The organism is Acetatifactor muris, from assembly GCF_024623325.1.
Lineage (GTDB): Bacteria > Bacillota > Clostridia > Lachnospirales > Lachnospiraceae > Acetatifactor > Acetatifactor muris.
This window is the reverse complement of record NZ_JANJZD010000005.1, coordinates 41,392-66,957: the sequence shown is the minus strand read 5'-3', so window position 1 is coordinate 66,957 and position 25,566 is coordinate 41,392. Positions and strand designations below refer to the sequence as shown.

The following is a 25,566-nucleotide window of genomic DNA, read 5'->3' as shown; positions in this document are numbered from 1 at the left end:
TTTAATGTTGTGAAAACGAGATGGTCCTCTGTTACAGGAGAATCGGAGAGAGAAGAACGTCCGGGGCTCAGGCGTATTAAGAACATCCATTTTATGAAGGAGGCTCATTATGAGTGAAATTATCAGAGAAATCGAAGCGGAACAGTTAAAGAAGGAAGTTGATGAGTTCAACGTGGGCGATACCGTAAAGGTATACGGCAGAATCAAGGAAGGAAATCGTGAGAGAATCCAGGTATTTGAAGGGATTGTACTGAAGAGACAGGGCGGCGGTGCCCGCGAGACCTTCACTGTCAGGAAATCTTCCAACGGCATCGGTGTCGAGAAGACCTGGCCTGTGCATTCTCCCAATGTTGAGAAGATAGAAGTAATCAGAAGAGGTAAGGTAAGACGTGCCAAGCTGAACTATCTGAGAGGGCGTGTAGGTAAGAGAGCGAAGGTGAAAGAGGCAATCCGGTAAGGAATGAGGGACATGTTGCTGTGAACGGAGTGAACAGTAATATTGACACAGAGACGATAAGAGGGCGATTACTTGTGTAGTTGCCCTTTTCGCTTTAAAGTGGTATTATGGTATAGTATATGGCGAAAAAAAGGGGCTTAAGCTTTTACAAGCGGAAAAAGAAAATAAGTTCCGCCCATGTGCGGGAGGGATTCAGCTGGGTTTTCGGCATTCTGACAGCGGTTTTTATAGCGGTTGTTCTGAATGTTTTCCTGGGCATGACTACCAATGTGGTAGGCGTATCCATGGAACCGGTGCTGTATAACGGCCAGAAGATATTTATCAATTCCTTTCTCTATCTGATTTCATCCCCCAAAAGAGGGGATGTGGTTGTATTTCTTCCCAACGGGAATGAGAACGCGCACTATTATGTGAAGCGTGTGGTGGCCGTGCCCGGGGACAGTGTAGTAATCCGGGAGGGGATTCTGTATGTGAACGGAGAGGAAAGCCGGTGGGTAACGGAGAAGCTGGCGGACGCGGGAATCGCCGTCAACGAACTGCTTCTTGAAAACGGCGAGTTTTTCTGCATCGGAGACAATCCCGGGAACAGCGAGGACAGCCGCTCTGCCAATATAGGGCCGGTAAAGGAGACGGAGATTATAGGAAAGGTATGGTTCCGCGCCCCCTGTGAAGAGGTGGGTATGGGATTTGTAAAATAAAATGAACTATCAGTGGTATCCTGGTCATATGACGAAAGCAAAGCGTATGATGCAGGAAAATATCAAATTAATTGATCTGATTATAGAGCTGGTGGATGCGAGAGCACCGCTGGCCAGTCGGAATCCGGACATTGACGAGCTGGGAAAGGGAAAGTCCAGAATTGTGCTTTTAAACAAAGCGGATCTGGCGGAGGTATCTGTTAACAGGCAGTGGATGAACTATTTTGAAGCCGGTGGATGCCATGTGCTGGAGGTGAATTCCAGAACGGGAGCCGGCGTAAAGGGAATCAACCACGTGGTGCAGCTGGCCTGTGCGGAGAAAATTGCCCGGGACAGAAGACGGGGAATTGTAAATCGGCCTGTGAGAGCCATGGTGGTGGGGATTCCCAACGTGGGGAAATCGACATTTATCAACGCCTTTGCCGGGAAGGCCTGCACGAAGACCGGCAACAAACCGGGCGTTACAAAAGGCAAGCAATGGATTCGACTGAATAAGACACTGGAGCTGCTTGATACGCCGGGGATTCTGTGGCCGAAATTTGAAGACAGTCAGGTGGGTATGCGCCTTGCTTTTATCGGTTCCATCAATGATGAGATCATCATTATGGAAGAGCTGGCCTGTGATTTGCTGAACTGTCTCAGAGCTGTCTGCCCTGATGCAGTGACTGCCCGTTACGGAATTGAATGGAGAGAAAATGCGGCGGATATGCTGACTGAAATTGCCCGCAGCAGAGGGTGTTTTCTGAAGGGGGAAGCTCTTGATCTGAAAAAGGCTGCCGGCATGCTGACGGATGATTTCAGAGCGGGACGCCTGGGCAGAATATCACTGGAGAGGCCTGCGCAGCAGACGGGGAAGCGGGCGTCTGAGAGCGAAGGCTGACAGGAGGGTATGACAATGAACAAAGTGATGAAAGAAATGATAAGTACCCTGTCTTATCTGCTGGGTGTATTGTGTCTGACCTGGCTGGTAATCACATTTGTGGGGCAGCGCACGGAAGTGGACGGTTCCTCCATGGAACCCATGCTCACAGACGGGGATAACCTGATTGTGGATAAAATCACTTATCGTTTCAGGGAGCCACAGAGATTTGACATTATTGTATTTCCGTTTAAATATCAGAAGAATACATATTACATCAAGAGAATTATCGGTCTGCCGGGAGAGACGGTTCAGATTGACGGTCAGGGGAATATCTATATTGACGGTGAGATTCTGGAGGAGAATTATGGAAGTGAGATTATTGCCCCGGATAACATCGGAACTGCCGCTTCCCCGATTGTCCTGGGAGAGGATGAATATTTTGTCATGGGTGATAACCGCAATAACAGCAGAGACAGCAGGCATCCCATGGTGGGCAATGTCCGGCGGGAGGACATCATCGGCAGGGCATGGGTGAGAATCTGGCCTTTAGCTGACATAGGTGTGCTCAAGCATCAGTGAAGGGGAGAGAGTACGGAGAGAAGAGATGAAAAGTATCAATGAGATAAAGGAAATTCTTCAGGCAGCGTCCGCAGAGAAGCTGCCTGAATTTATAGCTGCCTGTTCTGCCGATGAGAGAGCCGGGGTGCGGAAGCTGGCGGCTCAGGCCGCAAAGCGGCTGGAAGCTCTGGAGAAGGAGAAGCGCAGAATAGAGAAGCTCAGAATATATGAGGAGCAATACAGAGAATATTCGTTTATCTGCGGTATCGACGAAGTGGGGAGAGGACCGCTGGCAGGCCCGGTAGCCGCAGCGGCAGTGATACTTCCGAAGGATTGCCGTATTTTATATATAAATGATTCCAAGCAGCTCTCCGAAAAAAAGAGAGAGGAGCTTTATACGGAGATAACAAAACAGGCCGTGGCATATGCGGTAGGCTTCGCCTCGCCGGAGAGAATCGATGAAATCAACATTCTTCAGGCAACATATGAGGCTATGCGGGAGGCGGTGGGAAAGCTGAATCCGCAGCCGGATCTTCTGCTGAATGATGCGGTGAAGATTCCCGGGATAGCCATTCCGCAGGTACCGATTGTCAAAGGAGATGCGAAAAGCATTTCCATCGGGGCGGCCAGTATTGTGGCAAAGGTGACCAGGGACAGACTGATGGCGGAATATGACAGCATATTTCCGGAATATGACTTTGCCGGGAACAAAGGCTACGGCAGCGCCGGCCACATTGAGGCCCTGAGAAAATACGGGCCTTCGCCGATACACCGCAGAAGCTTTCTTAAAAATTTTATTTAGGAGTGGAAAATGAAACTGTCGCAGTTGTTTTCAGGAGAAGTACGCGCGGAAGGGCCGTCACAGCCACAGCTGACGCCGGCCCAGACAGAACATTTGAATCGTCAGATCCGCTCGCTGGCGCCCGGACAGACCATCAGCGGGGAAATTGTGGGGCGAAACGGCAGCGAGGTACAGATTCGCCTTTCCGAGGACCTGATACTCAATGCCAGAGTGGACCGCAATATGAACATTGAAATCGGGAAAAACATGACTTTTGAGGTGAAAAATAACGGCAGTACGCTGACGCTGAGTCCTTTGTTTACCAATGTGGCCACGGATGTAAATGTGATGAAGGCACTGGATATGGCGGGACTGCCTTTAAATCAGACTTCAGTCAGCATGACAGAACAGTTGATGGCAGTGGGGCTGCCTGTGAATAAGAATTCTCTGCAGCAGATATTCAGAGAGATCAATGCCTATCCACAGGCGGAAATCTCAGATATCATTAATCTTCACAAACTGCAGCTTCCTGTCAATGAAGCAAATGTAAATCAGATGGTCTCTTACCGGAATCTGACACATCAGCTGACGGGGGGAATGGAAGTTATACAGGAAGCGCTGCCCGGGGTATTTGACTCCATGATCGCGGAGGGAGATATTTCGGGAGCTGTAAAGCTGTACAGCGAAATTCTGCAGCTGTTTCAGGAGAATTCCGGGGAAGGAACGCAGACTGGTGAAGTGCCTGGCGGGGGAAACGCGGCAGGAGACGCAGGACTGCCGTGGGCAGAGGAAACCGGTTCGCCTGGTGCAGCGGAGCCGGGGAGAACAGGAATGTCCGGAGAAGTGCAGACGGAAGCGGCTGTGAGGGAACAGCTGGGGAAAGTTGCGGAGGCCACAGGGAAAACCATCCTGAATATGGTGGCCGGAGAGACAGGAGATACGTCCGGGAGATCGGAGAACCCGGTCAAGGGAGATCCTTTGATGCAACCTGCCGCCGAAGAAAGCGGGAATCTGATTTCCGAGGCTCTGAGAAGCACGGTGGCCAGAGAAGTACTGCAGCTTGCAGACCGGATGCAGCTTCCGGAGGGAACTGCTTCCCAGATACGGGAGCAGATACTGCAGTTTGCCCGGGGAGAGGGAGATATCAGACAGTTTTTTTCCGCTCTGACCGAGCTGGCGGATGGGGCGAGATTTTCCCAGACATCTGCCCAGGCGCTGGAAAGAATATTCTCCGGAAGAGCGTTTCGGGAATTGATGAAAGGGCAGCTGAAAAATAACTGGATGCTCAGACCGGAAGAGCTGACAGAGCCCGGTAAGGTGGAAGAATTATATCGCAGAATGGACAGACAGCTTAAGAGCCTGGCCAATGTGATGGAAAATGCCGGACAGACGAATTCCGCCGCGTTCAAGGCGGTTGCCACCATGTCGCAGAATGTGGATTTCCTGCAGCAGGTCAACCAGATTTATGCCTATGTACAGCTGCCGCTGCGTCTGCAGCAGGGGGAAGCTCACGGAGAACTATACGTCTACACCAATAAAAAGAAGCTTACCTCCGGCGACGGAACGGTCAGCGCGCTGCTGCATCTGGATATGGAACATCTGGGACCGGTTGATGTACACGTGGCCATGAAGGACAGTAAGGTAAGCACGAGATTTTACCTGCGCGACGAGGAAATGATTGATTTTATTGCGGCACATATGGATACTCTGACTGCACGGCTGAAAAAGAGGGGATATGACTGTAATTATTCCATGACTGTCAGAGCCGGCGAAGAGCCTGCTGCGGAAAAAGGGGGGCTGAACCCTATCCTGCGACAGGAAAAAGGAATTGTGCTTTCTCAGTATGCGTTTGATGTACGTACCTGAGGAAAGGGAAGGGATTTGATTTCATGGATGGGAAAAAAGGAAAAGAAGAAAAAGTAAAGCAGGCCATCGCATTGGAATATGATCCTTCGGATGACGCGCCCAGAGTCATCGCCAGCGGCCGGGGTGCGCTTGCGGAACGAATCATTGAGAGGGCACAGGAGAGCGATGTGCCGATTCACCGGGATGATAAACTGGCAGATACGCTGTCCAGACTGGATATCGGCGATATGATTCCGCCGGAGCTCTATGAAGTGGTGGCGGAAATCCTGATTTTTGTGGATTCCATGGATAAGATTAAGGGTAAAATAAAGAGGTAAACGGTTGAACAAAAGGAAAACGGGAACCGGATGGGAAAAGCGAGCTGCGGAATATCTGACGGCAAGGGGAATGAAGGTTGTGGAGACAAATTTTCGCAGCAGACAGGGAGAAATTGATCTGATCGGCATTCATCAGGGATATCTCGTGTTCGTGGAGGTAAAGTTTCGTCAGTCTGCAGAAAAGGGATATGCGCTGGAGGCGGTGGATATCCGTAAGCAGAGACGAATCTGCAGGGTGGCGGATTATTACAGATATATTCACAAAATAAAGGCCAATGTGGGTGTGCGCTATGATGTGGTAGGTATCCAGGGGGAAGAAATCCATTGGGTACAGAATGCATTTTTCCATCATTACGCAGAAAGGTAAGAAGGGGCATTATGTTTCAAATACATCGTGTGGAGGAATGCAATCCGGTATTACGGCAGAACTGCATCCGTACAGAAGACGGCACGGAGCTGGAATATCTGACTTTTCCTCTGCTGGAGGAGACAGGAATTGTAAGGCATCTGTTCAGCACCCGGCTGGGCGGTGTCAGCGGAGAAGAATTTGCCTCCATGAATTTCAGCGTTGACAGAGGGGACCGGATGGAAAACGTAATGAAGAATTACGGCAGGATTGCGGAGGTGCTGGGCTGCAGTGCAGGTGATATGACAGCCTCTCACCAGACGCATACCACCAATATCCGCAGAATGGGTCCGGAGGACAGAGGAAAGGGGATCACATCTGCCAGGGATTATGAAAATGTGGACGGTCTGCTGACAGATGAGCCGGGGCTTGTGCTGGTTACGTTTTATGCGGACTGTGTGCCGCTGTATTTTGTGGACCCTGTGCACAGGGCCATTGGCCTTGCGCATTCCGGATGGAAGGGTACTGTGTGCCGGATGGGGGAATGTATGGTGAGAGCCATGGAACGGGATTTCGGGAGCCGGCCGGAGGAGTTGTATGCCGCAGTGGGACCTTCCATCTGCCGGGACTGCTATGAGGTGGGCGAAGAAGTGGCAGAGCAGTTTGAGGGGTTTGGCGATGGCGTGGTGACGCCGGGAAAGCGCGCAGGGAAATATCAGCTTGACTTATGGCTTGCCAATAAAAGAATTCTGAGACAGGCCGGGATTCCGGCATCCCGGATTGCCGTTACGGATATCTGTACCTGTCACAATCCGGAGTATCTTTTTTCTCACAGGGCAAGCGGAGGCCGGAGAGGAAATCTGGGCGCGTTTATGATGCTGAAAAATTAAGAAAAGTTTCATATTTTTCCTGAAAAAGATTTAAAGAAATTCTGTTTCAATAGAATCTGACGGAATGGAATTCCGGGAAAAAGAGGTGTAAAATGGCAAATATACTTGTGTGTGACGATGACAGAGAAATTGTGGATGCGATTGAGATTTACCTGAGCCAGGACGGATATCAGATTTTTAAGGCATATGACGGGGAGCAGGCCATTGAAATTTTAAAAAAAGAAGATATTCAGCTGTTGATTATGGATATTATGATGCCCAGGCTGGACGGAATCCGGGCCACTCTGAAAATCCGGGAATACAGCAGCATTCCCATTATCATGCTGTCGGCAAAGTCTGAGGATACGGATAAAATTCTGGGCCTGAATATAGGTGCGGATGACTATATTACCAAGCCCTTTAATCCGCTGGAGCTTGCCGCAAGAGTGAAGTCGAATCTGCGCAGGTATACTTCGCTGGGTAGCCTGGACGCGGGCAGTCGTGCCATCTATCAGACCGGCGGTCTTGTGATTAACGATGATACAAAACAGGTCACTGTGGACGGAGAGCCGGTGAAAATGACGCCCATAGAGTACAATATTCTTCTGCTGCTGATGAAGAATCAGGGCAGAGTGTTCTCCATAGATCAGATTTACGAGAACATCTGGAACGAAGATGCCATAGGCGCGGACAACACAGTGGCGGTACATATCCGCCATATTCGCGAGAAGATAGAGATCAACCCGAAGGAACCCAGATATCTGAAGGTAGTCTGGGGCGTGGGTTACAAGATTGACAGACAGACGTAGGAGAGGAAGATGAGGAAATCTTTTTTGAAGAGACTGGGGCTGAATCTGCTTCAACATTTGCTGGCTGTCGGTATTCTGACAGCGGCGGCATGGCTTCTGCTGAATTCTTATATGGCGGTGAATTCCATTAACGGAACAGTGGTATACCGGATATTTCCTGTGGATACGGAGCAGGAATTCGAGGAATCTGAAATCTATCACGATCTGTTTCGAAACGCGGTATCCGATATCACACAGCTGGTGGTGATAAAGGGACAGCTGGAGACAGATGGTGTCTTTGATCCCCAGAAAAAAATTGACGTGACGGAGTATGCCGGCAAAATCGGTGCGGATCAGGGCTGTGCCGTCTCTGTGGTGTATGAGCTGGACGATATCATAAAATGGGGAAAATACGGTGTGGAATATACCAACCGGATTATGAGCATGTCGGAATTTATCGCCTATTTCGGCAATTGCATTTATCCGGAAAACTTTATCCTGGACGAGCACGGGCAGCTGGTCTTTGACGGCTTTCATCGGGTGGAAGATATGGAGGAGGAAGCTGCGGAGGAGATGGAGAACGGATGGGAAGAAGAGAGCGAAAATGCGGAAGAGAAAAAGCCGTCCGGGAAAAGTGAAGAAGAGCTGGCTTTGTTGGAAGAGAAGCTGAACGAGTGTACGAGTGAGCAGCTGGAGGACCTTGTTTTTTCGTATATTGTGGCGGCGGACTTAAATGATGTGAAACTGTCCAGAGAGGATGACGGCAGCATGAGCGTGTATATTCCCATGCTGAACTGTCGCTATCACACTGTGGATAAGGAAAAGCAGCTTACAAACTATGTGAACAACTGGGTAGATTATATCAGACTGCAGAATAATGTGGTGGCCACCATAGACAGTCTGACGATAAGTTATCAGCGCTACCAGGTCTGCAATGCCGCGTACGGAGAGGACAGCAGCAATATTAAATATATGGTGCGTATGATGACAGACAATGGAATGGTCACATATACAAACCGGTCGGAACTGAAGGAAGAAGGAGAAGACTTTGTGACGGAAGCTTTCTCCGAGTACAGACGTTATCTGATTTATTATCCGGACAGCCTTGTGTTTATGGGAAATACCATCATAAATGAGGAGGAGCTGGACGGATATATCAGTGTCTATGATTATGCCTATCCGGATACCACACATATCTGGGTGGGGGTGGATGCCAATTACTCCATTGCAGGAGATGCTTTTTACACGGCAAATGCACTTTATCAGAAAATCGTGCCCAATATCAGCCGAATTATCTTTCTGATCGGTTTCCTGGCACTGCTGTGGCTGGGAATCGGCATTTATCTCACAGTTACAGCGGGAGCGGCTGCGGATGAGAACGGACAGCGCACCTGGTATCTGAACAGATTTGACAGGCTCTGGACGGAAGCGGTTCTTCTTCTGGGGGCGGCAATGTGTTATGGAGCGTACCGCGGTTATCAGATAATTGTGGAAATTGCGGCAAACGCAGGAGCGGATGTGGAGATCCTGGGAATACAGTTTACCAGGGCATACCGTTACGGGGCATTTGCGCTGTTTGGGATTTATATCAGCATTTCAGCCAATCTGCTCTGGTACAGCCTGGTGCGGCGTATTAAGGCGGGAAATCTGTGGAGGGACAGTTTCCTGTGTCTTGTCTGCAGAAGTCTGATAAATTCTGTGAAATTTATCTTTCGTCATAAAAATTCAGTGATCAGTATGCTGCTTCCCTATAATGTTTTCCTTTTTTCCAATCTGGCCGGAATTGTGCTGGCTTACAGTCTGAGGGAACAGATAATGTATACGGTTCTGATTCTGATTGTCATGGTGACAGCGGACGGAATTGTGGGTGTACTGATGTTCCGGCGGAATGCGGAGCAGGTGGAAATTGTGGAGGGAATTAACAGAATCCGTGACGGGGAAGTGGACTTTAAGCTGGATACGGAAAGCCTTCACGGCGCCAGCAGAGAACTGGCGGATGCGGTAAACAATATCGGTGAGGGGATTCGAAAAGCGGTGAGAACCAGTATGAAGGACGAGCAGATGAAGACGGACCTGATTACAAATGTATCTCATGACATCAAGACACCGCTTACCTCGATTATCAATTATGTGGACCTGCTGAAACGGCTGAAAATCCAGGAGGAACCTGCAAGGGGATATATAGAGATTCTGGATAATAAAGCCCAGCGGCTGAAACAGCTCACGGATGATCTGGTGGAAGCCTCCAAAATTTCCTCCGGCAATATCGAACTGGAAAGGGAAAAACTGAATCTGACGGAACTGATGAATCAGGGGATAGGAGAATTTTCCGAAAAGCTGGAAGAGTGCAGACTGCAGATTGTATTTGAAGAGGATGACGTGCCGGCTTATATTTATGCGGACAGCCGCAGAATGTGGCGTGTGGTGGAAAACCTGTTTAACAATATCTGTAAGTACGCTCTGGAGGGAACGAGAATCTATATTGATCTTCTGAAAGAAGAAGGACAGGTGGAGATATCCGTGAAAAATATTTCAAGACAGCAGATGAACATTCGCCCGGAAGAGTTGACCGAGCGGTTTATCCGGGGAGATTCTTCCAGAACAACGGAAGGCAGCGGCCTGGGGCTGTCCATCGCCAAAAGTCTGGTACAGGTTCAGGGAGGAAATCTGGAGATTCTTCTGGACGGAGATCTGTTTAAGGTAAAGATTACCTTTCCGGAATATACAACAGCTCAGACGCCTGTCTGAGCTGTTGTTCAGGGTCCGGCTTTCTGCCCGGGAGCCTAATGAAATTCGAAATCAACGCGATTGTTGTAGGCCTGTAAAATACCCTGCATTTTTTCCGTGGTGTCAAGTATATTGTTCATGGAGACATCGTGGTTCATAAAATCAATGAGAGAAGCGATGAACTTGCTCATATCGGCTTCTGCAAAATAGGGCCTTGTATAGAGTTCCGGGGGAAGATATGTCAGATTGGTGGTAATTAATCTGTCAAAACAGCCTTTTTCAAACGCTTCGTCAAAGGCTTTCAGGCCGTCGGTAAACAGACCGAAAGTACCGCAGAGGAATACACGTCTGGCATTCATTTTCTTCAGCTGTTCGGCTGTGTCCAGGATGCTCTGCCCGGAGGAGATGATATCGTCAATTATGATGACATCTTTGCTGTCAATGTTGTCACCCAGGAATTCATGGGCCACAATGGGATTCCTGCCGTTAATGATGGTGGAATAATCCCGGCGCTTGTAGAACATGCCTGTGTCCACACCCAGAACGCTGGCAAAATAGATAGCCCGATCCAACGCTCCTTCATCCGGACTGATGACAGTGAGATGTTCTTTGTCCACAATCAGGTCGTCTTCGGAATGCAAAAGTACTTTGATAAATTCGTGAGGTGTGGTAAAATTATCGAAGCCATTGAGAGGAATGGAATTCTGCACCCGGGGGTCATGAGCATCAAATGTGATAAAATTCTTGATTCCCATATCCCGAAGCTCCCGCAGGGCAAAAGCACAGTCCAGGGATTCCCGGCCGCTGCGTTTATGCTGTCTGCTCTCGTACAGAAACGGCATAATGACATTAATCCTGTGGGCTTTGCCGTTGCAGGCGCCGATTATGCGTTTCAGATCCTGATAATGATCATCAGGCGACATGTGATTGGTGTATCCGTTCATGGTATAGGTGATGCTGTGATTGCAGACGTCCACCAGGATGAATAAATCCTTCCCGCGGATGGATTCCCGGAGCATAGCCTTTCCCTCTCCGCTTCCGAAGCGGAGCGTGTCGGCGTCCACCAGGTAATTCAGTTCGCTGTAGCCCTGGAAGGCAGGGTCTGTTTTCACTTTATCGTTATGTATGGTTTTACGGAATTCTACCAGATAATCGTTGATTCTCTTTCCCATTGCCTTAGCGGAAGGCAGCGCTATCAGCTTCAGCGGCGCAGCGGGCATGGCGTTTTCCAGCTCTTGTAAATTAGGCATGACAACCTCCATCTGTTGTTTGAAGTAAGTAATATTATGTAATAGTCAGAGGGTACTCTTCTTTTATAACATTATGACAGTGACACGTCAAGGGATTTCTTGCAAGACAGAAAGGTGTGGTAAAAAATGGCTCAGAAGGCACATATCATCAGAACGGTTCTGCCCGGCAGCATTGCCGCCGAGATGGAGGTAGAGACGGGAGACAGGCTGATATCCATCAATGATACGGAGATAGAAGATGTATTTGATTATCAGTTTCTGATACAGGATACGGATATAACGGTTTTGATTGAAAAGCCGGACGGAGAACAATGGCTTTTAGAGGTAGAGAAAGAATTCGGGGAAGATCTGGGAGTCGAATTTGAGAATGGCCTCATGGATGAATACAGACACTGTCGGAACAAATGCATTTTCTGCTTTATCGATCAGATGCCTCCGGGAATGCGGGACACATTGTATTTTAAGGATGATGACTCCCGGCTTTCCTTTTTACAGGGGAATTATGTGACACTGACGAATATGTCGGACCATGATATCGACAGAATCTGCAGATATCATCTGGCTCCGATTAATATATCCTTTCATACCATGAATCCGGAGCTTCGCTGTACAATGCTGAACAACAGGTTTGCGGGGGAGGCTTTAAAGAAAGTGGACACCCTGTTTGCGGCGGGAATTCCCATGAACGGACAGATTGTTCTCTGTAAGGGTGTAAACGACGGAGCGGAACTGGAATACAGCATAACCAGACTGATGAAGTATATTCCCATGTTGGAGAGCGTCTCCGTTGTGCCGGTAGGCCTTTCCAGGTACCGTGAGGGACTGTACCCTCTGGAGGCTTTCACGAAAGAGGACGCGGTCACCGTCATTGAGCTGATAGAGCGTTATCAGAGACAATGCTTTGAAGAACATGGAATTCACTTTATTCATGCCAGCGACGAATGGTATCTCCTGGCTCACATGGAGGTGCCGGAGGAAGAACGCTATGACGGGTACCTGCAGCTGGAGAACGGCGTGGGTATGCTGAGGCTGCTTGTAAATGAATTTGAGCAGAGTATGCGGGAGCGGGAAGCGGACGGGCGCTTCCCGGACCTTCTGGTCTCCGGTGAACTTGCACTGGCCACGGGACGGCTGGCGTATCCGTATATCCGGCAAATGGCGGAGCGGGTGGAGGCAGCCTGCCCGGAAATCAGGGTCCATGTGTATCCCATTACCAATTATTTCTTCGGAGAATCCATTACTGTCTCCGGGCTTCTCACCGGGCAGGATCTGGTGGCGCAGCTGGAAGATATGCCTTTGGGCAGATGTCTTCTTCTGCCGGAAAATATTCTGCGGAGCGGAGAAGATGTATTTTTGGATGATATGCGCCTGGAAGAAGTGGAAAAGGCTTTACAAGTGCCGGTTAATATTGTAAAATCAAGCGGAAATGATTTTGTGGAAGCGATTCTTCGTGCATTGAGCTGTGGAGACGCCTGAAGGGATTCGACAGGCGGAAGTTGCGGCGTGAGAGGTGAATTATGGCAAAAAGAAAGAGAAAGCCGATTGTGGCAGTAGTGGGAAGACCCAATGTGGGGAAATCCACGCTGTTCAATGCATTGGCAGGGCAGAGGATATCCATCGTCCAGGATACTCCGGGAATTACCAGGGACAGAATTTATGCGGATGTCACATGGCTGGACAAGGTATTCACACTGATTGATACCGGGGGAATCGAGCCGGACAGCAGGGATGTGATTTTGGCTCAGATGCGGGCGCAGGCTGAGATTGCCATAGAGACCGCGGACGTAATCCTTTTTCTGGTGGACGTAAAGCAGGGGCTTGTGGACTCGGATGCGAAGGTGGCGGATATGCTCCGCCGTTCCCGTAAGCCTGTGGTGCTGGTAGTCAACAAAGTGGACAGCTTTGAAAAATATATGACAGACGTCTATGAATTCTACAATCTGGGAATCGGAGATCCTCATCCCATCTCCGCAGTGAACAGGCTGGGACTGGGAGATATGCTGGAGGATGTGGTTTCTCATTTCCAGGAGAGTGGGGAAGAGGAAGAAGAGGACGAGAGACCCAGGGTTGCCATTGTGGGAAAGCCCAATGTGGGGAAGTCTTCGCTGATCAATAAGCTGTTGGGAGAAGAACGGCTGATTGTGTCGGACATTGCGGGGACGACCAGAGATGCTGTGGACACAGAGATAGCTTACAAAGGAAAGGAATATGTATTCATAGATACAGCCGGTCTCAGAAGGAAGAACAAGATTAAGGAAGAGCTGGAAAAATACATGATTGTCCGGGCTGTTGGCGCGGTGGAGCGTGCGGATATTGTGGTGCTGGTCATCGACGCCGTGGAGGGGGTCAGCGAACAGGACGCCAAAATTGCCGGGATTGCTCATGAGCGCGGCAAGGCGGTAATCATAGCCGTGAATAAATGGGACGCCGTGGAAAAAGATGACAGGACTATTTACCAGGTGACGGAAAAGGTCCGCAATGTGCTGTCCTATATGCCGTATGCGGAGATTATTTTCATTTCCGCCCTGACAGGACAGCGGCTGAACAAACTGTTCGATCTGATTGACATGGTCAGTGAAAACCATGCCATGCGGGTGGCTACCGGTGTGCTGAACGAAATTATGACGGAAGCGGTGGCACTGCAGCAGCCTCCGGCTGACAAGGGCAAGAGGCTGAGACTTTACTATATCACCCAGGTGGCCGTGAAACCGCCCACTTTTGTGATTTTTGTGAATGACAAAGAGCTGATGCATTTTTCCTATACAAGATATATTGAGAATCAGATAAGGGAGACCTTCGGATTCAGGGGAACTCCGCTGCGGTTCATTATCAGAGAGCGAAATGAAAAGGAGTAAAGTAAACAATGGAGAGGGTAATCTGTTTGGGGATCGGTTATATATTCGGATTGTTTCAAAGTGCCTACTTTTACGGAAAAGCGCATGGAATTGACATCAGACAGCATGGAAGCGGGAATGCCGGTACCACCAATACCCTGCGTGTATTGGGAACGAAGGCCGGATTGATTGTGTTTGCAGGGGACTGTCTGAAATGTATGGCGGCAGTATGGCTTACAAGGCTGATTTTCGTCGGCAGTCATCCGGAAATGATATATCTGTTGTGTCTGTATGCCGGAGCCGGGGCCATTCTGGGGCATAATTATCCCTTTTACATGGGTTTTAAGGGAGGAAAAGGAATTGCTGCCACAGCAGGAATGATTTTATCCTTTCACCCCTATTTTATTGTTATGGGTGTGACGGTGTTTTTTGGAATTTTTCTCACCACTCATCTGGTGTCGCTGGGCTCTCTCCTGGTGTATCTGGGCTTTGTAATCGAGATGATTATCTGCGGTCAGAAGGGGGTATTCGGCGCAATGTCCCAGGCGCAGCTGTATGAGATGTATGCCCTGGCCGTGGCTTTGGCAGGAATGGCCTACTGGAAGCACAGACAGAATATTGTGCGTCTGATACACGGAAATGAGCGCAGAACCTATCTGTTTAAGAAGAATAAAGTAGATGTGGAAGAGACGAAAAAGTAAAGCGGGAGGGAATATGGCACAAGTAAGTATCATCGGCGGAGGCAGCTGGGGGATTGCCCTGGCAGTGCTGTTACGGAAGAACGGACATGAGATTACAGTCTGGTCGGCGTTGGAGAGGGAAATTGCGATGCTGCGGGAATTCCGGGAACATAAGATGCTTCCGGGCGTAAAGCTGCCGGAGGAGATCGTGTTTACCACAGATGACAGGGAAGCTGTGGAAGGGAAGGACCTGCTGGTGATGGCTGTGGCGAGTTCTTATACCAGAGAGACTGCTCATCGCCTGAGCAGTCTGGTAGCTCCGAGGCAGAAGATTCTGAATGTGGCGAAAGGCATAGAGGAGCATACCGTGATGACGCTCTCCGAGATTATCGAACAGGAGATTCCGCAGGCGGATGTGGCTGTGATGTCCGGACCTTCCCATGCGGAGGAAGTTGGAAGGGGGATACCTACAACTATCGTTGTAGGTGCCGGAACCAAAGCGACCGCGGAGTACATCCGCAGCCTTTTCATGAACGAGGTATTTCGGGTATATATCACTCCTGATATTCTGGGGATGGAGTTGGGAGGGGCGCTGAAAAACGTCGTGGCTCTTGCGGCGGGAATTGCCGACGGTCTGGGGTACGGAGACAATACCAAAGCCGCGCTGATCACCAGGGGAATCACGGAGATTGCCAGGCTGGGCACTGCCATGGGGGGAAAGTTTGAGACCTTCTGCGGCCTGACAGGTATCGGAGATCTGATTGTAACCTGCGCAAGCATGCATTCCAGAAACCGCCGTGCAGGGATTTTAATCGGCCAGGGAAAAACCTGTGAAGAGGCCATGGAAGAAGTCAGAATGGTGGTGGAGGGCGTTTATTCTGCAAAGGCCGCTATGGAACTCGCCCGGAAATACAATGTGCAGATGCCCATCATTGAGCAGGTAAATGCAGTATTATTTGAGGGAAGAAGCGCCGCGCAGGCAGTGAAGGAGCTGATGCTCAGGGATAAGAAGCTGGAAGTATCGGATCTGCCCTGGCCGGAAGAAAACAGATAAATGCATTTCGGGCGGTCAATATACCGCCCGGCAACAGATATGCTGCAGGGTATTTGGGATTTGGGCGTCACTGGAAAGCGGCGCCTTTTTTGCGGCTTTTTCCCACAAACAGGCACAGGATGGGCACTTTTCCGGCAGCTTTGGTGATAAGCCATGTGAGAGGCAGGATAATCATTGCTTCCGCCAGATTCAGCAGATGGGAAGGTGTGAAGGGAAGCCTGCGTACGAAGAGCAGCAGTACATAGCCGGACAGAATATAGATGCCCATGCTGTTCTGTCCCAGATCTGTCAGAAGCCTGAATTCCACCTTTCCTTCTGCCTTTTTCAGAAGGTACTGCCAGAGCAGCGTGAAAAATGCGATGCCGGCAAAACCGATGAGGGTTCTGTAGAAGTCAATCTGAAGCTGAAGGAGAATGTTTTTTCCTGTAATTTTATATCCGGACAGATAAATCATGGAATTCTCGTCGAAGAAGACAAAGAGAATTCCGAAAAAAGCGCCTGCGGACAGTACTTTCCAGAGCCGAGGTTCTGTGAGCACAGAATACAGATGCCTGTCCAGCCAGTCATGGGAATAGAAGGCGGCCACAAAAAACGGCAGCATATATTTGTAGGCCCCCAGGCCCAGACCGTCCGGCAGAAAGAACATGACAATAAAGCCTGCCGAATATATGAGAATCGAATCCTGAAAAAAGGAATGCATCACATAAACAATCAGAAAGCACCAGAAGACAGCCCACAGAAACCATAGGTTGAGAAAGGCATTGTGGAAAAAAGTAAGCAGGAATTCTCCCGGATGGGAGGGCAGCGGCTCGGATGCCGTCACCAGGGAGCGAATGGTGTCTGCTCCTGTCCATAAAAAAATCGGCGCAAGCAGTCTGCCTGCCCTTTTCTTCAGTAAAGCGATCTGTCCGGACCGGGTTGTCGCCCGATCCATGCTTTCCCGGCAGAGATATCCGCTGATGGCAATAAAAAGGGGCATATGAAAACTATAGATAAACTGATACAGCTTATCGTAAAAATAAAGGGACCGGCTGCTGAAGGCTTCGCCGCTGCCTTCCTGGATACAATGTCCCAGAACTACCAGTATCACGGCAAAACCTCTCAGCACATCCGGCAGCTTTTTCCTTTGATGCGGTTTTTCACACAAATCGGTCTCTTCCGACCTGTTATCTGTAAATTGCATTCACAATTTCTCCGGCCATTTTAGGCTTATTCATGGTATAGATATGGATATTGCTTACACCGTTTTCCTGAAGATCACGGATCTGACGGATCGCGTAATCAATTCCGGCTTTTCTCATTTCCTGCCGGTTATCTCCGTATGTGGCAAACAGATCGGAAAGGGCCTTCGGCACACTGGAACCGGACAGCTTGACAGTGGTGCCGATCTGTCTGGCTGTGACAATGGGCATGACTCCTGCACAGATGGGGATGGTAATGCCTTTTTTATCAGCCTTTTCCAGGAAGGAATAAAAATAATCATTGTCAAAGAAAAGCTGGCTGATAAAGAATTCGGCGCCGGCCTTCTGCTTTTTGAGCAGATTGTTCAGATCGGATTCCATGCTGAAGCTTTCATAATGCTTTTCCGGATAGCAGGCGCCGGCCAGATGCAGCTGTGTATTCTCCTGCAGGAACTGCATCATGTCGCTGGCATGGGCAAAATCCCGGCTCGCATACTGTTCGTCGGTCATGTCCCCGGGCCTGTCGCCCCGCAGAGCCAGCACATAATCTATATTGGTTTCTTTTAGCTTTTCCGCTATACCCAGCAGATCTTCTTTTTTACTTCCCACACAGGTCATATGTGCTATGGTATCGATTCCCAGTGTATTCTGAATGTAGGAGGCAAGTTCCACGGTCTTGCCGGAACGACTTCCGCCGGCGCCGTAAGTAACGCTGATAAAGTCCGGTTCCAGCTTTCCAAGTGCGTTTAATACGTCGAAAGCGGCGTCAAATTCTCCGTCCTTTTTCGGAGGAAATACTTCAAAAGAAAGAGTTCGTTTCTGTTCAAACATATCTTGCAGCATAATCAATTTACCTTTCGTATGTCTCGTCTGTTTCTCTGTTATAATTTGGCCTTATGACCGGTTACTGACCGCTGTGAGACAACGGGGTCCATGACCTGTATGAACCGTTGTACGGGTCAATCTGCGGCCTTAAGATTTCCTTAGTTTAGTCTTGATTTTACAGCGATAATATCGTAACATAAAAAGGACTTAATTTCAAGGGAAAGGTGTGTGGAGCAAATGGGACAGCAGGGATTTCAGGGGACGGGAGAATATGTGGCCAGCCAGGAACTGATGGCCAGTGTGAATATTGCGGTTGCGCTTAAAAAGCCGCTTTTAATCAAGGGAGAGCCGGGTACAGGCAAGACAATGCTGGCGGAGGCTGTGGCAAAGGCACTGGGAAAGCGGCTGATTGTCTGGAATATCAAGTCGACCACCAAAGCGCAGGAAGGACTGTACGTGTATGATACCATACAGAGACTTTATGACGGGCAGTTCGGAGAGGAAGGCGTCAATGACATAGCCCGCTATATCAAGCTGGGGAAACTGGGCGAGGCCTTTGACAGCGATGAACAGGTGGTGCTTCTGATTGACGAGATTGACAAGGCGGATCTGGAATTCCCCAATGACCTTCTGTGGGAGCTGGACCAGATGGAATTCTATATCAACGAGACGAAGAGAACGGTAAAAGCAAAGCAGCGTCCCATTGTAATCATAACTTCCAATGCGGAGAAAGAGCTTCCGGATGCCTTTCTGCGCCGCTGCATTTTCCATTATATTGATTTTCCTGACAGAGAGCTGATGGAAGAGATTGTGCGGGTGCATTATCCCGATGTGGAAGAGAATCTGCTGAAAAATGCAATGGAAGTGTTCTATAATATTCGCGCTATCCGGGATATTCGCAAGAAGCCCAGCACCTCCGAACTCATTGACTGGATTAACGCGCTCCAGATCGGCGGAATTCCGGCGGATACCATTCGCAGAGCTCTGCCTTTTGTGGGTGTCGTGGTGAAAAAGGATGAGGATTTACAGCTGGTGCGGAGTGAACCGGGTCTGTAAGAAAGGCGACGGAATATGTTCATTAAATTTTTTGAGACTCTGAGGGAAAAAGGCCTTCGCGTGACCCTGGGAGAGTGGCTGACCTTTCAGGAAGCGCTGGATGGGGGGCTTTGCGGCAATTCTCTGACACAGTTTTATTACACGGCCCGCATGATTCTGGTCAAGAGCGAGACGGATTTCGACAAGTTTGACATGGCTTTCGATGAATGCTTTAAGGCGGCTTCGAGAGAGACAGAGGTGGGCAGGGAAATGCTCCGCTGGCTGGACAAGTCAGATATGGTGGAAATGGCTCACGAGGAGGCCAGAAAGCATCTGAATCAGATGGAGGAGATTCAGGTGGACAGGCAGGATGTGGAAGAGAAGTTCCGACAGCGCCTGAAGGACCAGGACAGCGAGCACAACGGCGGAAGCTTCTGGATTGGCACGATGGGAAAAACTTCCTTCGGCAATATGGGCGGAAATGTAGGCGGTGTGCGCGTGGGAGGCAAGACTGGTTATCAGTCTGCCTTTGCGGTAGTGGGCGCCCGGAAATACAGGGATTTCAGAGATGACCGGGTATTGGACAACAGACAGTTCCAGATGGCATTCCGGAAGCTGCGGCAGTTTTCCAGCAGACTGGACATTCCGGAGACGGAGCTGGACATTGACGGGACAGTGAACAAGACCTGCAGCAACGGCGGCTGCCTGCAGATTGTCATGCAGAAGCCCCGGAAAAATGCGGTAAAACTGCTTCTGCTGATGGATTCCGGAGGTACTATGATTCCTTTCAGCAATCTGCTGAACGACTTGTTTCAGGCGGTACACAAGTCCAATCATTATAAGGATGTGAAAACGTATTATTTTCATAACTGTATCTACAGCAAACTGTACAAGACACCGGAATGTGAAAATGGAGACTGGATTGACACGGAATGGATGTTCCGCAATGTGGGCAGCGATTATAAGGTAATCATTGTGGGTGACGCGGCCATGGCACCGGAAGAACTTTACTCTGACACGGGCAATTACCGTGGACCAAACGGCGGACTCTCCGGTTATGAATGGCTTCAGCTGGTCAAAAAGAAATATAAAAAGGTGGTGTGGCTGAATCCGAAGATGGCGCCTGGCCGGGCACCCTGGCGGGAGGCGGAGACGGCGGTGAAGGAACTTTTTCCCATGTATAAGCTGACGGTGGATGGGCTGAACCGGGCCATGGTGAAGCTGATGGCCAACAGGTAGCACGTTTTTGAGAGAAAAGAAAGGTATGGAGAATCAAAATGACAGTATTCGAAGAATTGAAAGCAAGAGGGCTGCTGGCGCAGCTTACAGACGAAGAAGAAATCAAAGAGTTGATCAACGCCGGGAAAGCCACTTTCTATATTGGCTTTGACCCGACGGCGGACAGTCTGCATGTGGGACATTTCATGGCATTGTGCCTGATGAAACGCCTGCAGATGGCGGGCAACAAGCCCATTGCTCTGATTGGCGGCGGCACAGGCATGATCGGAGACCCTTCGGGAAGAAGTGATCTGCGGACCATGATGACAAAGGAGACCATTCAGCATAACTGCGAATGCTTTAAAAAGCAGATGAGCCGTTTTATTGAATTCGGTGAGGACAAGGCTCTGATGGTGAACAATGCCGACTGGCTGTTGGATTTGAATTATATCGAATTTATCCGGGATATCGGGGTGCATTTCTCTGTGAACAGGATGTTGACTGCAGAGTGCTACAAACAGCGCATGGAGAAGGGACTGAGCTTTCTGGAGTTCAATTATATGATCATGCAGAGCTATGATTTTCTGAAGCTGTATGAGAATTATGGCTGTAATATGCAGTTCGGAGGGGATGACCAGTGGAGCAATATGCTGGGCGGAACGGAGCTGATCCGCCGCAGGCTGGGCAAGGACGCTTATGCCATGACCATCACACTGCTTTTAAATTCCGAGGGAAAGAAGATGGGCAAGACCCAGAAGGGAGCTGTGTGGCTTGATCCCAACAAGACTTCGCCTTTTGAATTCTATCAGTACTGGAGAAATGTGGCGGATGCGGATGTGCTGAAATGCATGCGTATGCTGACTTTCCTGCCCATAGAGCAGATAGACGAGATGGATAAGTGGGAGGGCAGCCAGCTGAATCAGGCAAAGGAGATTCTGGCTTTTGAGCTGACGAAGCTGGTGCACGGCGAGGAAGAAGCGCAGACAGCCCGGGAAAGTGCACGCAGACTGTTCGGCGGCGCCGTGGCCGGCGCAGACTTTGAGATGCCCACCTGTGAGTTGGAAGAGAGCGATTTCCAAAACGGCACCATTGACATTCTGGGAATCCTGGTGAAAGCAGGACTGACCGCTTCCCGCTCCGAGGCGAGACGCGCAGTGGAACAGGGCGGCGTCACCGTGGAAGGAGAGAAAGTTGCTGATATTAAAGCTGCCTACAGCCCTGAAAAATTTGAGGGGGAAGGCATTGTGGTGAGACGGGGAAAGAAGAATTATAAGAGAGTGAAGATGGGGAAAGCAGGGTGAAAAGAGCTGTTTCTGAATTATGATTATTCCAGTCTGCATAAATAAAAAATTATATTTATAGTGAACATTATATGATTTTTTTCGTCCATACAGGTAAGAGATTCCTACAGCAAAGTAGAGAGCGTATTTTGTGGATTTTTTACAGGAAGAAATGGAGGTATGTGATGAAGAAAAGACTGGTAAAAATGGCTGTGTGTCTGACAATGACCACAGCCATCCTTTTTTCTGTCACCGGTTGTGGAAGGCGGACGCGGAATTCGGACCGGGCAGAAGACGCTGTGGTCAAAGTGGGGGAAGCGTCTGAGAGCAATATAGAATTCGGCGATGAAGAAGGCGCCGAAGCGATTACTGACTTTGGCGTCCGTTTATTGCAGTTCTGCCTGGAAGAATCCGCGAATTCTCTTCCTTCTCAGGCTTCCATGCCGCAATCGGTATATGAAATGTCTGTGGGCGAAAGGAATCTTCTGATTTCACCATCGTCGATACTGTCGGCATTGATTATGACTGCCGGCGGCGCAGGCGGGGAGACTCTGCGGCAGATGGAGGAGGTGTTCGGAATGTCTGTGCCGGCACTTTCCGCTTATCTTTCGGAGTATCAGAAGAGCCTTTCCGATAACGACAGATATCATCTGAATATGGCAAATGCCATCTGGCTTACAGAGGATGAACGTTTTACTGTGGAGCAGAAGTTTCTGGAGACCAATGAGAATCTCTTTGGGGCAGATGTGTATCGGGCATCTTTCGACCAGTCCACACTGAAAGAAATCAATGAATGGGTGAAAGAAAATACCTCTGGAATGATCGAAAAGATTCTGGATGAAATATCTCCGGCTGCCGTCATGTATCTGGTAAATGCGCTTGCCTTTGACGCAGAGTGGCAGGAAATCTACCATGACTATCAGGTACGGGATGGAAGATTTACCCGGGAAGACGGGAAAGTACAGGATGTAAAAATGATGTATTCCGAAGAAACACAGTACCTGGAAGGCGAACACGGAACCGGCTTCCTGAAATATTATGCGGATGGAAAGTATGCTTATGCCGCAATTTTGCCGGAAGAAGAAATGACAGTGGCAGAGTATGCGGCTTCTCTCACCGGAGAGGAACTGCGCAGAATGCTGACAAACCCTGTAGAGACAGTGGTACAGACGGCACTGCCAAAATATGAGAGTACATATGAAATTGAAATGAGTGAGATTTTTGAGAAAATGGGAATGACAGATGCCTTTGACGAGGGCAGAGCTGACTTTTCAGGAATAGGCCATTCCACTCAGGGCAATATTTTTATCGACAGAGTATTGCACAAGACCTTCATTGCAGTAGATGACAGAGGAACCAAAGCGGGTGCTGCTACTGCAGTGGAGATAAAGGACGGATGTGCAGCACTGGAAGAGAGGAGCAAAACAGTTTATCTGGACAGGCCGTTTCTCTATGTAATTGTAGACTGTGAGACGATGATTCCCGTATTTATCGGGATAGTGGAGGATATGGCGTCCATCGGTGGTCTTTTCCTGTTTGGTAAGCCCAGTTCTCATGTAAGCATATTTTTTGGAACTGCCTGACGAAAGATTGTGAATTCTGTGGAATAATGATATAATGGGCGTCGGAAGTAAAAAAGTCAGTTTTGCAGCGACATTGAATTAGGAGAATAACATGAGCATCAGAAGGAAAATAATAGATTACTCAAGGGGAATTAATCTGAATCATTTCTGGCGACTGTACAGATGGCAGAAGAAGATAGATAAAGGAATATGCCACGATATCCTGACGTTCATGCTGAGCCGGTGTGCCTATCGGCACGGTGGTTACATTGGGCCGGACACGGTGATGAAAGGGATTCCGGAGCTTCCACATGGACTGCAGGGGATATTTATTTCCCGCTATGCGGAAATAGGAGAAAATTGCCGGATTTACCAGAATGTTACCATTGGTGAAGTAAACAGAAAGGCCCCGAAAATCGGAGACAACTGCCTGATTGGAGCCGGAGCCGTCATTGTGGGGGATATCCGAATCGGCAATCAGGTGAAAATAGGGGCCGGGGCAGTGGTCAGTATGGATGTGCCTGACAATTGTACCGTGGTTTCACAGCCTGTGAGGATACTGGAGTAACAAATTTCTTGTCATTTTCCGGGAGATGTTTTATACTGAATAATCATCGGGACTTCTTCGTGAGGAACTGATTGGGACGGAAAGGCATGAAAGCGGCAATGGGATATACAGACGGGAAAAAAGTAGTGGTGGGCATGTCCGGAGGAGTGGATTCTTCTGTGGCAGCCTGGTTATTGAAGAAGCAGGGCTATCAGGTGACAGGGGTTACCATGCGTCTCTGGCAGGAGAAAAGAGAAGATGTGGCAGAGGACGCAGCCCGTGTGGCAGAGGCTATTGGAATTCCACACTATGTCATGGACTTCGAAGAAGAATTCAAATGTCATGTGGTGGATTATCTGGTGGAAGAATATCTGCGGGGAAGAACACCGAATCCCTGTATTGCCTGTAACCGCCATGTGAAATGGGAGGCTTTGCTGAAACGAAGCCTGGCGCTGGGAGCAGACTACATAGCCACGGGACATTATGCCAGAGTCGAGAGGCTGGCCAGTGGAAGGTATGCGATACGCCGCTCTGTAACAGGAGAAAAGGATCAGACCTATGCGCTTTACCGGCTTACCCAGGAGCAGCTGGCACACACGCTGATGCCGGTGGGAGAATATGAAAAAAGTCGGATTCGTGCCATTGCACAGGAAGCGGAACTGCCGGTGGCGCATAAGCCTGACAGCCAGGAAATCTGTTTCATACCGGATCAGGATTATGCATCGTTTATTGACAGGCAGGCAGGGAAACGGGTTCCGGGAGCCGGCAATTTTGTGGACAGCAGCGGAAATGTACTGGGCCGCCATAAGGGAATTACTCATTATACCATCGGACAGCGAAGGGGACTGGAGCTGGCGGCGGGAAAGAGAATTTATGTGACTGATATCCGACAGGATACAAATGAAGTGGTGCTTGGAAGGAATGAAGATACTTTTACCAAAGAAGTGTTCTGTGATAATCTCTGCTTTATGGCCATAGAGGATTTGAAGGAACCTTTGAGAGTGTTTGCAAAGATTCGCTATAATCATAAGGGAGAATACTGCCGGATTGAGAAGGCGGCGGCCGGAAAAGTACGTGTCATATTCGAAAAGCCGGTTCGAGCAGCCACACCCGGACAGTCAGTCTGTTTTTATGACGGCGAATATGTACTGGGCGGCGGGATTATCATCGGTTCCGGAAGATAAGAAGACAGGCACATTCTGCGAAGAAATACATATGATAGGCAGACAGATTATATTATTTATGACAATGGAGTTTCTGTGCAGCATGAATTCCATTGTTTCAGGGAGAAGCTATGGATTTTATTATGGGAAACAGGATGCCTGGAAGAAAACGATTTCTTTCCATTACCGGTACTATTGTGGAACTGCTTCCGGCGGGGGTGGGCGGCCGCCGGACGGATGGCTGTATTCTGTTTGCAGGTGTGGAGGATACGGAGGGAAATACTGTTAATTTTATGGTGACACCTGCCACTTATGTGGTGGATTTTGAAACACTGTCTGTGGGAATGCAGTGTACTTTCTGGTATGCGGCAGACGCTCCGGCGCCGCTGATATATCCGCCTCAGTATAGTGCTGTAGTGGCGGCCAGGGAGAGAAATGGCCGTATGGTGAGTGTCGGCTATTTTGACTTGTCGATGGTAAATGAGGATCGAACTCTGCAGCTGAATCTGGACGGAAGTGTGGATATGCGGACGACAAACAATCAGTATTTTCAGGGAAGCCCGTCCAACCACAACCTGGTGGTTATCTATGAGAGCTCAACCAGAAGCATTCCGGCGCAGACCACGCCACGGGAAGTGATCGTTCTCTGTGACACAGGCGGGAGATAA

General features: G+C 49.3%; 25 protein-coding genes. 22 read left to right on the top strand and 3 right to left on the bottom strand.

The features are described 5' to 3' along the window. Nucleotides 1-109 precede the first annotated feature (109 nt). The 11 genes from rplS (at nt 110) to NSB25_RS06050 (ending at nt 10,290) form a co-directional block, all read left to right on the top strand. Nucleotides 110-457, top strand: a complete 348-nt coding sequence (rplS, locus tag NSB25_RS06100; protein ID WP_103238640.1) for a 50S ribosomal protein L19 — start codon at nt 110-112, stop codon at nt 455-457. Nucleotides 458-576: 119 nt separating this feature from the next. Then, the gene (gene lepB / locus NSB25_RS06095; RefSeq protein ID WP_103238641.1) at nt 577-1,155 is read left to right on the top strand and encodes a signal peptidase I; all 579 of its coding nucleotides are present in this window, start codon (nt 577-579) and stop codon (nt 1,153-1,155) included. A gap of 1 nt (nt 1,156) precedes the next feature. After that, nucleotides 1,157-2,035 carry a ribosome biogenesis GTPase YlqF gene (gene ylqF, locus NSB25_RS06090; RefSeq protein ID WP_103238642.1) on the top strand — a complete coding sequence of 293 codons (879 nt, stop codon included), beginning with the start codon at nt 1,157-1,159 and terminating at the stop codon, nt 2,033-2,035. A 15-nt stretch (nt 2,036-2,050) separates the two neighbouring features. Next, on the top strand, nt 2,051-2,596 hold the full coding sequence (gene lepB, locus NSB25_RS06085; protein WP_103238643.1) for a signal peptidase I: 546 nt from the start codon (nt 2,051-2,053) through the stop codon (nt 2,594-2,596). 25 nt (nt 2,597-2,621) lie between these two features. Then, complete coding sequence (locus NSB25_RS06080) at nt 2,622-3,377, top strand: ribonuclease HII (protein WP_103238644.1); 756 nt, start codon at nt 2,622-2,624, stop codon at nt 3,375-3,377. A 9-nt stretch (nt 3,378-3,386) separates the two neighbouring features. Continuing rightward, nucleotides 3,387-5,222 carry a flagellar hook-length control protein FliK gene (gene fliK, locus NSB25_RS06075; RefSeq protein ID WP_103238645.1) on the top strand — a complete coding sequence of 612 codons (1,836 nt, stop codon included), beginning with the start codon at nt 3,387-3,389 and terminating at the stop codon, nt 5,220-5,222. Nucleotides 5,223-5,245: 23 nt separating this feature from the next. Continuing rightward, on the top strand, nt 5,246-5,539 hold the full coding sequence (locus tag NSB25_RS06070) for an EscU/YscU/HrcU family type III secretion system export apparatus switch protein (protein ID WP_103238646.1): 294 nt from the start codon (nt 5,246-5,248) through the stop codon (nt 5,537-5,539). A gap of 4 nt (nt 5,540-5,543) precedes the next feature. Further along, nucleotides 5,544-5,906, top strand: a complete 363-nt coding sequence (locus tag NSB25_RS06065) for a YraN family protein (RefSeq protein WP_103238647.1) — start codon at nt 5,544-5,546, stop codon at nt 5,904-5,906. Between the two features lie 11 nt (nt 5,907-5,917). Continuing rightward, complete coding sequence (gene pgeF, locus NSB25_RS06060; RefSeq protein WP_103238648.1) at nt 5,918-6,775, top strand: peptidoglycan editing factor PgeF; 858 nt, start codon at nt 5,918-5,920, stop codon at nt 6,773-6,775. Between the two features lie 92 nt (nt 6,776-6,867). Further along, entirely contained in the window at nt 6,868-7,563 is a 696-nt protein-coding gene (locus tag NSB25_RS06055) for a response regulator transcription factor (protein WP_103238649.1), read from the top strand. A gap of 9 nt (nt 7,564-7,572) precedes the next feature. Next, nucleotides 7,573-10,290, top strand: coding sequence for a sensor histidine kinase (locus NSB25_RS06050; protein ID WP_103238650.1), 2,718 nt, complete (start codon nt 7,573-7,575; stop codon nt 10,288-10,290). Between the two features lie 35 nt (nt 10,291-10,325). Here NSB25_RS06050 and NSB25_RS06045 read toward each other — a convergent pair whose 3' ends face one another. Then, nucleotides 10,326-11,519 carry a ribose-phosphate pyrophosphokinase gene (locus tag NSB25_RS06045; protein WP_103238651.1) on the bottom strand — a complete coding sequence of 398 codons (1,194 nt, stop codon included), beginning with the start codon at nt 11,517-11,519 and terminating at the stop codon, nt 10,326-10,328. Between the two features lie 126 nt (nt 11,520-11,645). Here NSB25_RS06045 and NSB25_RS06040 point away from each other — a divergent pair, with 126 nt between their 5' ends. From NSB25_RS06040 to NSB25_RS06025, 4 genes are read left to right on the top strand one after another with little or no spacing between them, the layout of a single operon-like run. Next, a complete protein-coding gene (locus NSB25_RS06040) occupies nt 11,646-12,995 on the top strand; it encodes a DUF512 domain-containing protein (protein WP_103238652.1) in 1,350 nt (449 codons plus the stop codon). A 41-nt stretch (nt 12,996-13,036) separates the two neighbouring features. Then, nucleotides 13,037-14,374, top strand: coding sequence for a ribosome biogenesis GTPase Der (gene der / locus NSB25_RS06035; RefSeq protein ID WP_103238653.1), 1,338 nt, complete (start codon nt 13,037-13,039; stop codon nt 14,372-14,374). A gap of 8 nt (nt 14,375-14,382) precedes the next feature. Continuing rightward, nucleotides 14,383-15,054: a glycerol-3-phosphate 1-O-acyltransferase PlsY gene (plsY, locus tag NSB25_RS06030; protein ID WP_103238654.1), complete on the top strand. Its 672-nt coding sequence runs from the start codon at nt 14,383-14,385 to the stop codon at nt 15,052-15,054. Between the two features lie 13 nt (nt 15,055-15,067). Next, nucleotides 15,068-16,087, top strand: coding sequence for an NAD(P)H-dependent glycerol-3-phosphate dehydrogenase (locus NSB25_RS06025; protein WP_103238717.1), 1,020 nt, complete (start codon nt 15,068-15,070; stop codon nt 16,085-16,087). Nucleotides 16,088-16,154: 67 nt separating this feature from the next. Here the strand turns inward: NSB25_RS06025 and NSB25_RS06020 are convergent, their stop codons facing one another. Both NSB25_RS06020 and NSB25_RS06015 read right to left on the bottom strand, forming a co-directional pair. Continuing rightward, nucleotides 16,155-17,270: an acyltransferase family protein gene (locus tag NSB25_RS06020; RefSeq protein ID WP_103238655.1), complete on the bottom strand. Its 1,116-nt coding sequence runs from the start codon at nt 17,268-17,270 to the stop codon at nt 16,155-16,157. Then, on the bottom strand, nt 17,254-18,111 hold the full coding sequence (locus NSB25_RS06015; protein ID WP_103238656.1) for a methylenetetrahydrofolate reductase: 858 nt from the start codon (nt 18,109-18,111) through the stop codon (nt 17,254-17,256). The genes NSB25_RS06020 and NSB25_RS06015 overlap by 17 nt, the downstream gene beginning before the upstream one ends. 219 nt (nt 18,112-18,330) lie before the next feature. On the opposite strand from NSB25_RS06015, the gene NSB25_RS06010 reads away from it, so the two are divergent. The 7 genes from NSB25_RS06010 to NSB25_RS05980 all read left to right on the top strand — a co-directional run bounded on the left by NSB25_RS06010 (nt 18,331) and on the right by NSB25_RS05980 (nt 25,566). Continuing rightward, nucleotides 18,331-19,149 carry an AAA family ATPase gene (locus NSB25_RS06010; protein WP_103238657.1) on the top strand — a complete coding sequence of 273 codons (819 nt, stop codon included), beginning with the start codon at nt 18,331-18,333 and terminating at the stop codon, nt 19,147-19,149. Between the two features lie 15 nt (nt 19,150-19,164). Beyond that, nucleotides 19,165-20,367, top strand: coding sequence for a VWA containing CoxE family protein (locus NSB25_RS06005; protein ID WP_103238658.1), 1,203 nt, complete (start codon nt 19,165-19,167; stop codon nt 20,365-20,367). A 38-nt stretch (nt 20,368-20,405) separates the two neighbouring features. Beyond that, complete coding sequence (gene tyrS / locus NSB25_RS06000; RefSeq protein ID WP_103238659.1) at nt 20,406-21,647, top strand: tyrosine--tRNA ligase; 1,242 nt, start codon at nt 20,406-20,408, stop codon at nt 21,645-21,647. Between the two features lie 164 nt (nt 21,648-21,811). Further along, entirely contained in the window at nt 21,812-23,209 is a 1,398-nt protein-coding gene (locus NSB25_RS05995) for a serpin family protein (RefSeq protein ID WP_172454980.1), read from the top strand. A 91-nt stretch (nt 23,210-23,300) separates the two neighbouring features. Then, nucleotides 23,301-23,756, top strand: a complete 456-nt coding sequence (locus NSB25_RS05990) for a serine O-acetyltransferase (RefSeq protein ID WP_103238661.1) — start codon at nt 23,301-23,303, stop codon at nt 23,754-23,756. 98 nt (nt 23,757-23,854) lie between these two features. Further along, the gene (gene mnmA, locus NSB25_RS05985) at nt 23,855-24,919 is read left to right on the top strand and encodes a tRNA 2-thiouridine(34) synthase MnmA (RefSeq protein ID WP_103238718.1); all 1,065 of its coding nucleotides are present in this window, start codon (nt 23,855-23,857) and stop codon (nt 24,917-24,919) included. Between the two features lie 110 nt (nt 24,920-25,029). Beyond that, complete coding sequence (locus tag NSB25_RS05980) at nt 25,030-25,566, top strand: hypothetical protein (protein WP_103238662.1); 537 nt, start codon at nt 25,030-25,032, stop codon at nt 25,564-25,566.

Excerpts from the sequence above, each read along its gene's own strand:
- NSB25_RS06005 (WP_103238658.1), top strand. The coding sequence starts at position 19,165 with ATGTTCATTAAATTTTTTGAGACTCTGAGGGAAAAAGGCCTTCGCGTG.
- mnmA (WP_103238718.1), top strand. The coding sequence starts at position 23,855 with ATGGGATATACAGACGGGAAAAAAGTAGTGGTGGGCATGTCCGGAGGA.
- NSB25_RS06020 (WP_103238655.1), bottom strand. The coding sequence starts at position 17,270 with ATGCAATTTACAGATAACAGGTCGGAAGAGACCGATTTGTGTGAAAAA.
- NSB25_RS06025 (WP_103238717.1), top strand. The coding sequence starts at position 15,068 with ATGGCACAAGTAAGTATCATCGGCGGAGGCAGCTGGGGGATTGCCCTG.
- NSB25_RS06015 (WP_103238656.1), bottom strand. The coding sequence starts at position 18,111 with ATGCTGCAAGATATGTTTGAACAGAAACGAACTCTTTCTTTTGAAGTA.
- NSB25_RS06050 (WP_103238650.1), top strand. The coding sequence starts at position 7,573 with ATGAGGAAATCTTTTTTGAAGAGACTGGGGCTGAATCTGCTTCAACAT.
- tyrS (WP_103238659.1), top strand. The coding sequence starts at position 20,406 with ATGACAGTATTCGAAGAATTGAAAGCAAGAGGGCTGCTGGCGCAGCTT.
- NSB25_RS06055 (WP_103238649.1), top strand. The coding sequence starts at position 6,868 with ATGGCAAATATACTTGTGTGTGACGATGACAGAGAAATTGTGGATGCG.
- NSB25_RS06070 (WP_103238646.1), top strand. The coding sequence starts at position 5,246 with ATGGATGGGAAAAAAGGAAAAGAAGAAAAAGTAAAGCAGGCCATCGCA.
- NSB25_RS05995 (WP_172454980.1), top strand. The coding sequence starts at position 21,812 with ATGAAGAAAAGACTGGTAAAAATGGCTGTGTGTCTGACAATGACCACA.
- lepB (WP_103238641.1), top strand. The coding sequence starts at position 577 with ATGGCGAAAAAAAGGGGCTTAAGCTTTTACAAGCGGAAAAAGAAAATA.
- NSB25_RS06040 (WP_103238652.1), top strand. The coding sequence starts at position 11,646 with ATGGCTCAGAAGGCACATATCATCAGAACGGTTCTGCCCGGCAGCATT.
- ylqF (WP_103238642.1), top strand. The coding sequence starts at position 1,157 with ATGAACTATCAGTGGTATCCTGGTCATATGACGAAAGCAAAGCGTATG.
- NSB25_RS06010 (WP_103238657.1), top strand. The coding sequence starts at position 18,331 with ATGGGACAGCAGGGATTTCAGGGGACGGGAGAATATGTGGCCAGCCAG.
- NSB25_RS05990 (WP_103238661.1), top strand. The coding sequence starts at position 23,301 with ATGAGCATCAGAAGGAAAATAATAGATTACTCAAGGGGAATTAATCTG.
- rplS (WP_103238640.1), top strand. The coding sequence starts at position 110 with ATGAGTGAAATTATCAGAGAAATCGAAGCGGAACAGTTAAAGAAGGAA.
- NSB25_RS06045 (WP_103238651.1), bottom strand. The coding sequence starts at position 11,519 with ATGCCTAATTTACAAGAGCTGGAAAACGCCATGCCCGCTGCGCCGCTG.
- NSB25_RS06080 (WP_103238644.1), top strand. The coding sequence starts at position 2,622 with ATGAAAAGTATCAATGAGATAAAGGAAATTCTTCAGGCAGCGTCCGCA.
- fliK (WP_103238645.1), top strand. The coding sequence starts at position 3,387 with ATGAAACTGTCGCAGTTGTTTTCAGGAGAAGTACGCGCGGAAGGGCCG.
- plsY (WP_103238654.1), top strand. The coding sequence starts at position 14,383 with ATGGAGAGGGTAATCTGTTTGGGGATCGGTTATATATTCGGATTGTTT.
- der (WP_103238653.1), top strand. The coding sequence starts at position 13,037 with ATGGCAAAAAGAAAGAGAAAGCCGATTGTGGCAGTAGTGGGAAGACCC.
- lepB (WP_103238643.1), top strand. The coding sequence starts at position 2,051 with ATGAACAAAGTGATGAAAGAAATGATAAGTACCCTGTCTTATCTGCTG.
- NSB25_RS05980 (WP_103238662.1), top strand. The coding sequence starts at position 25,030 with ATGGATTTTATTATGGGAAACAGGATGCCTGGAAGAAAACGATTTCTT.
- pgeF (WP_103238648.1), top strand. The coding sequence starts at position 5,918 with ATGTTTCAAATACATCGTGTGGAGGAATGCAATCCGGTATTACGGCAG.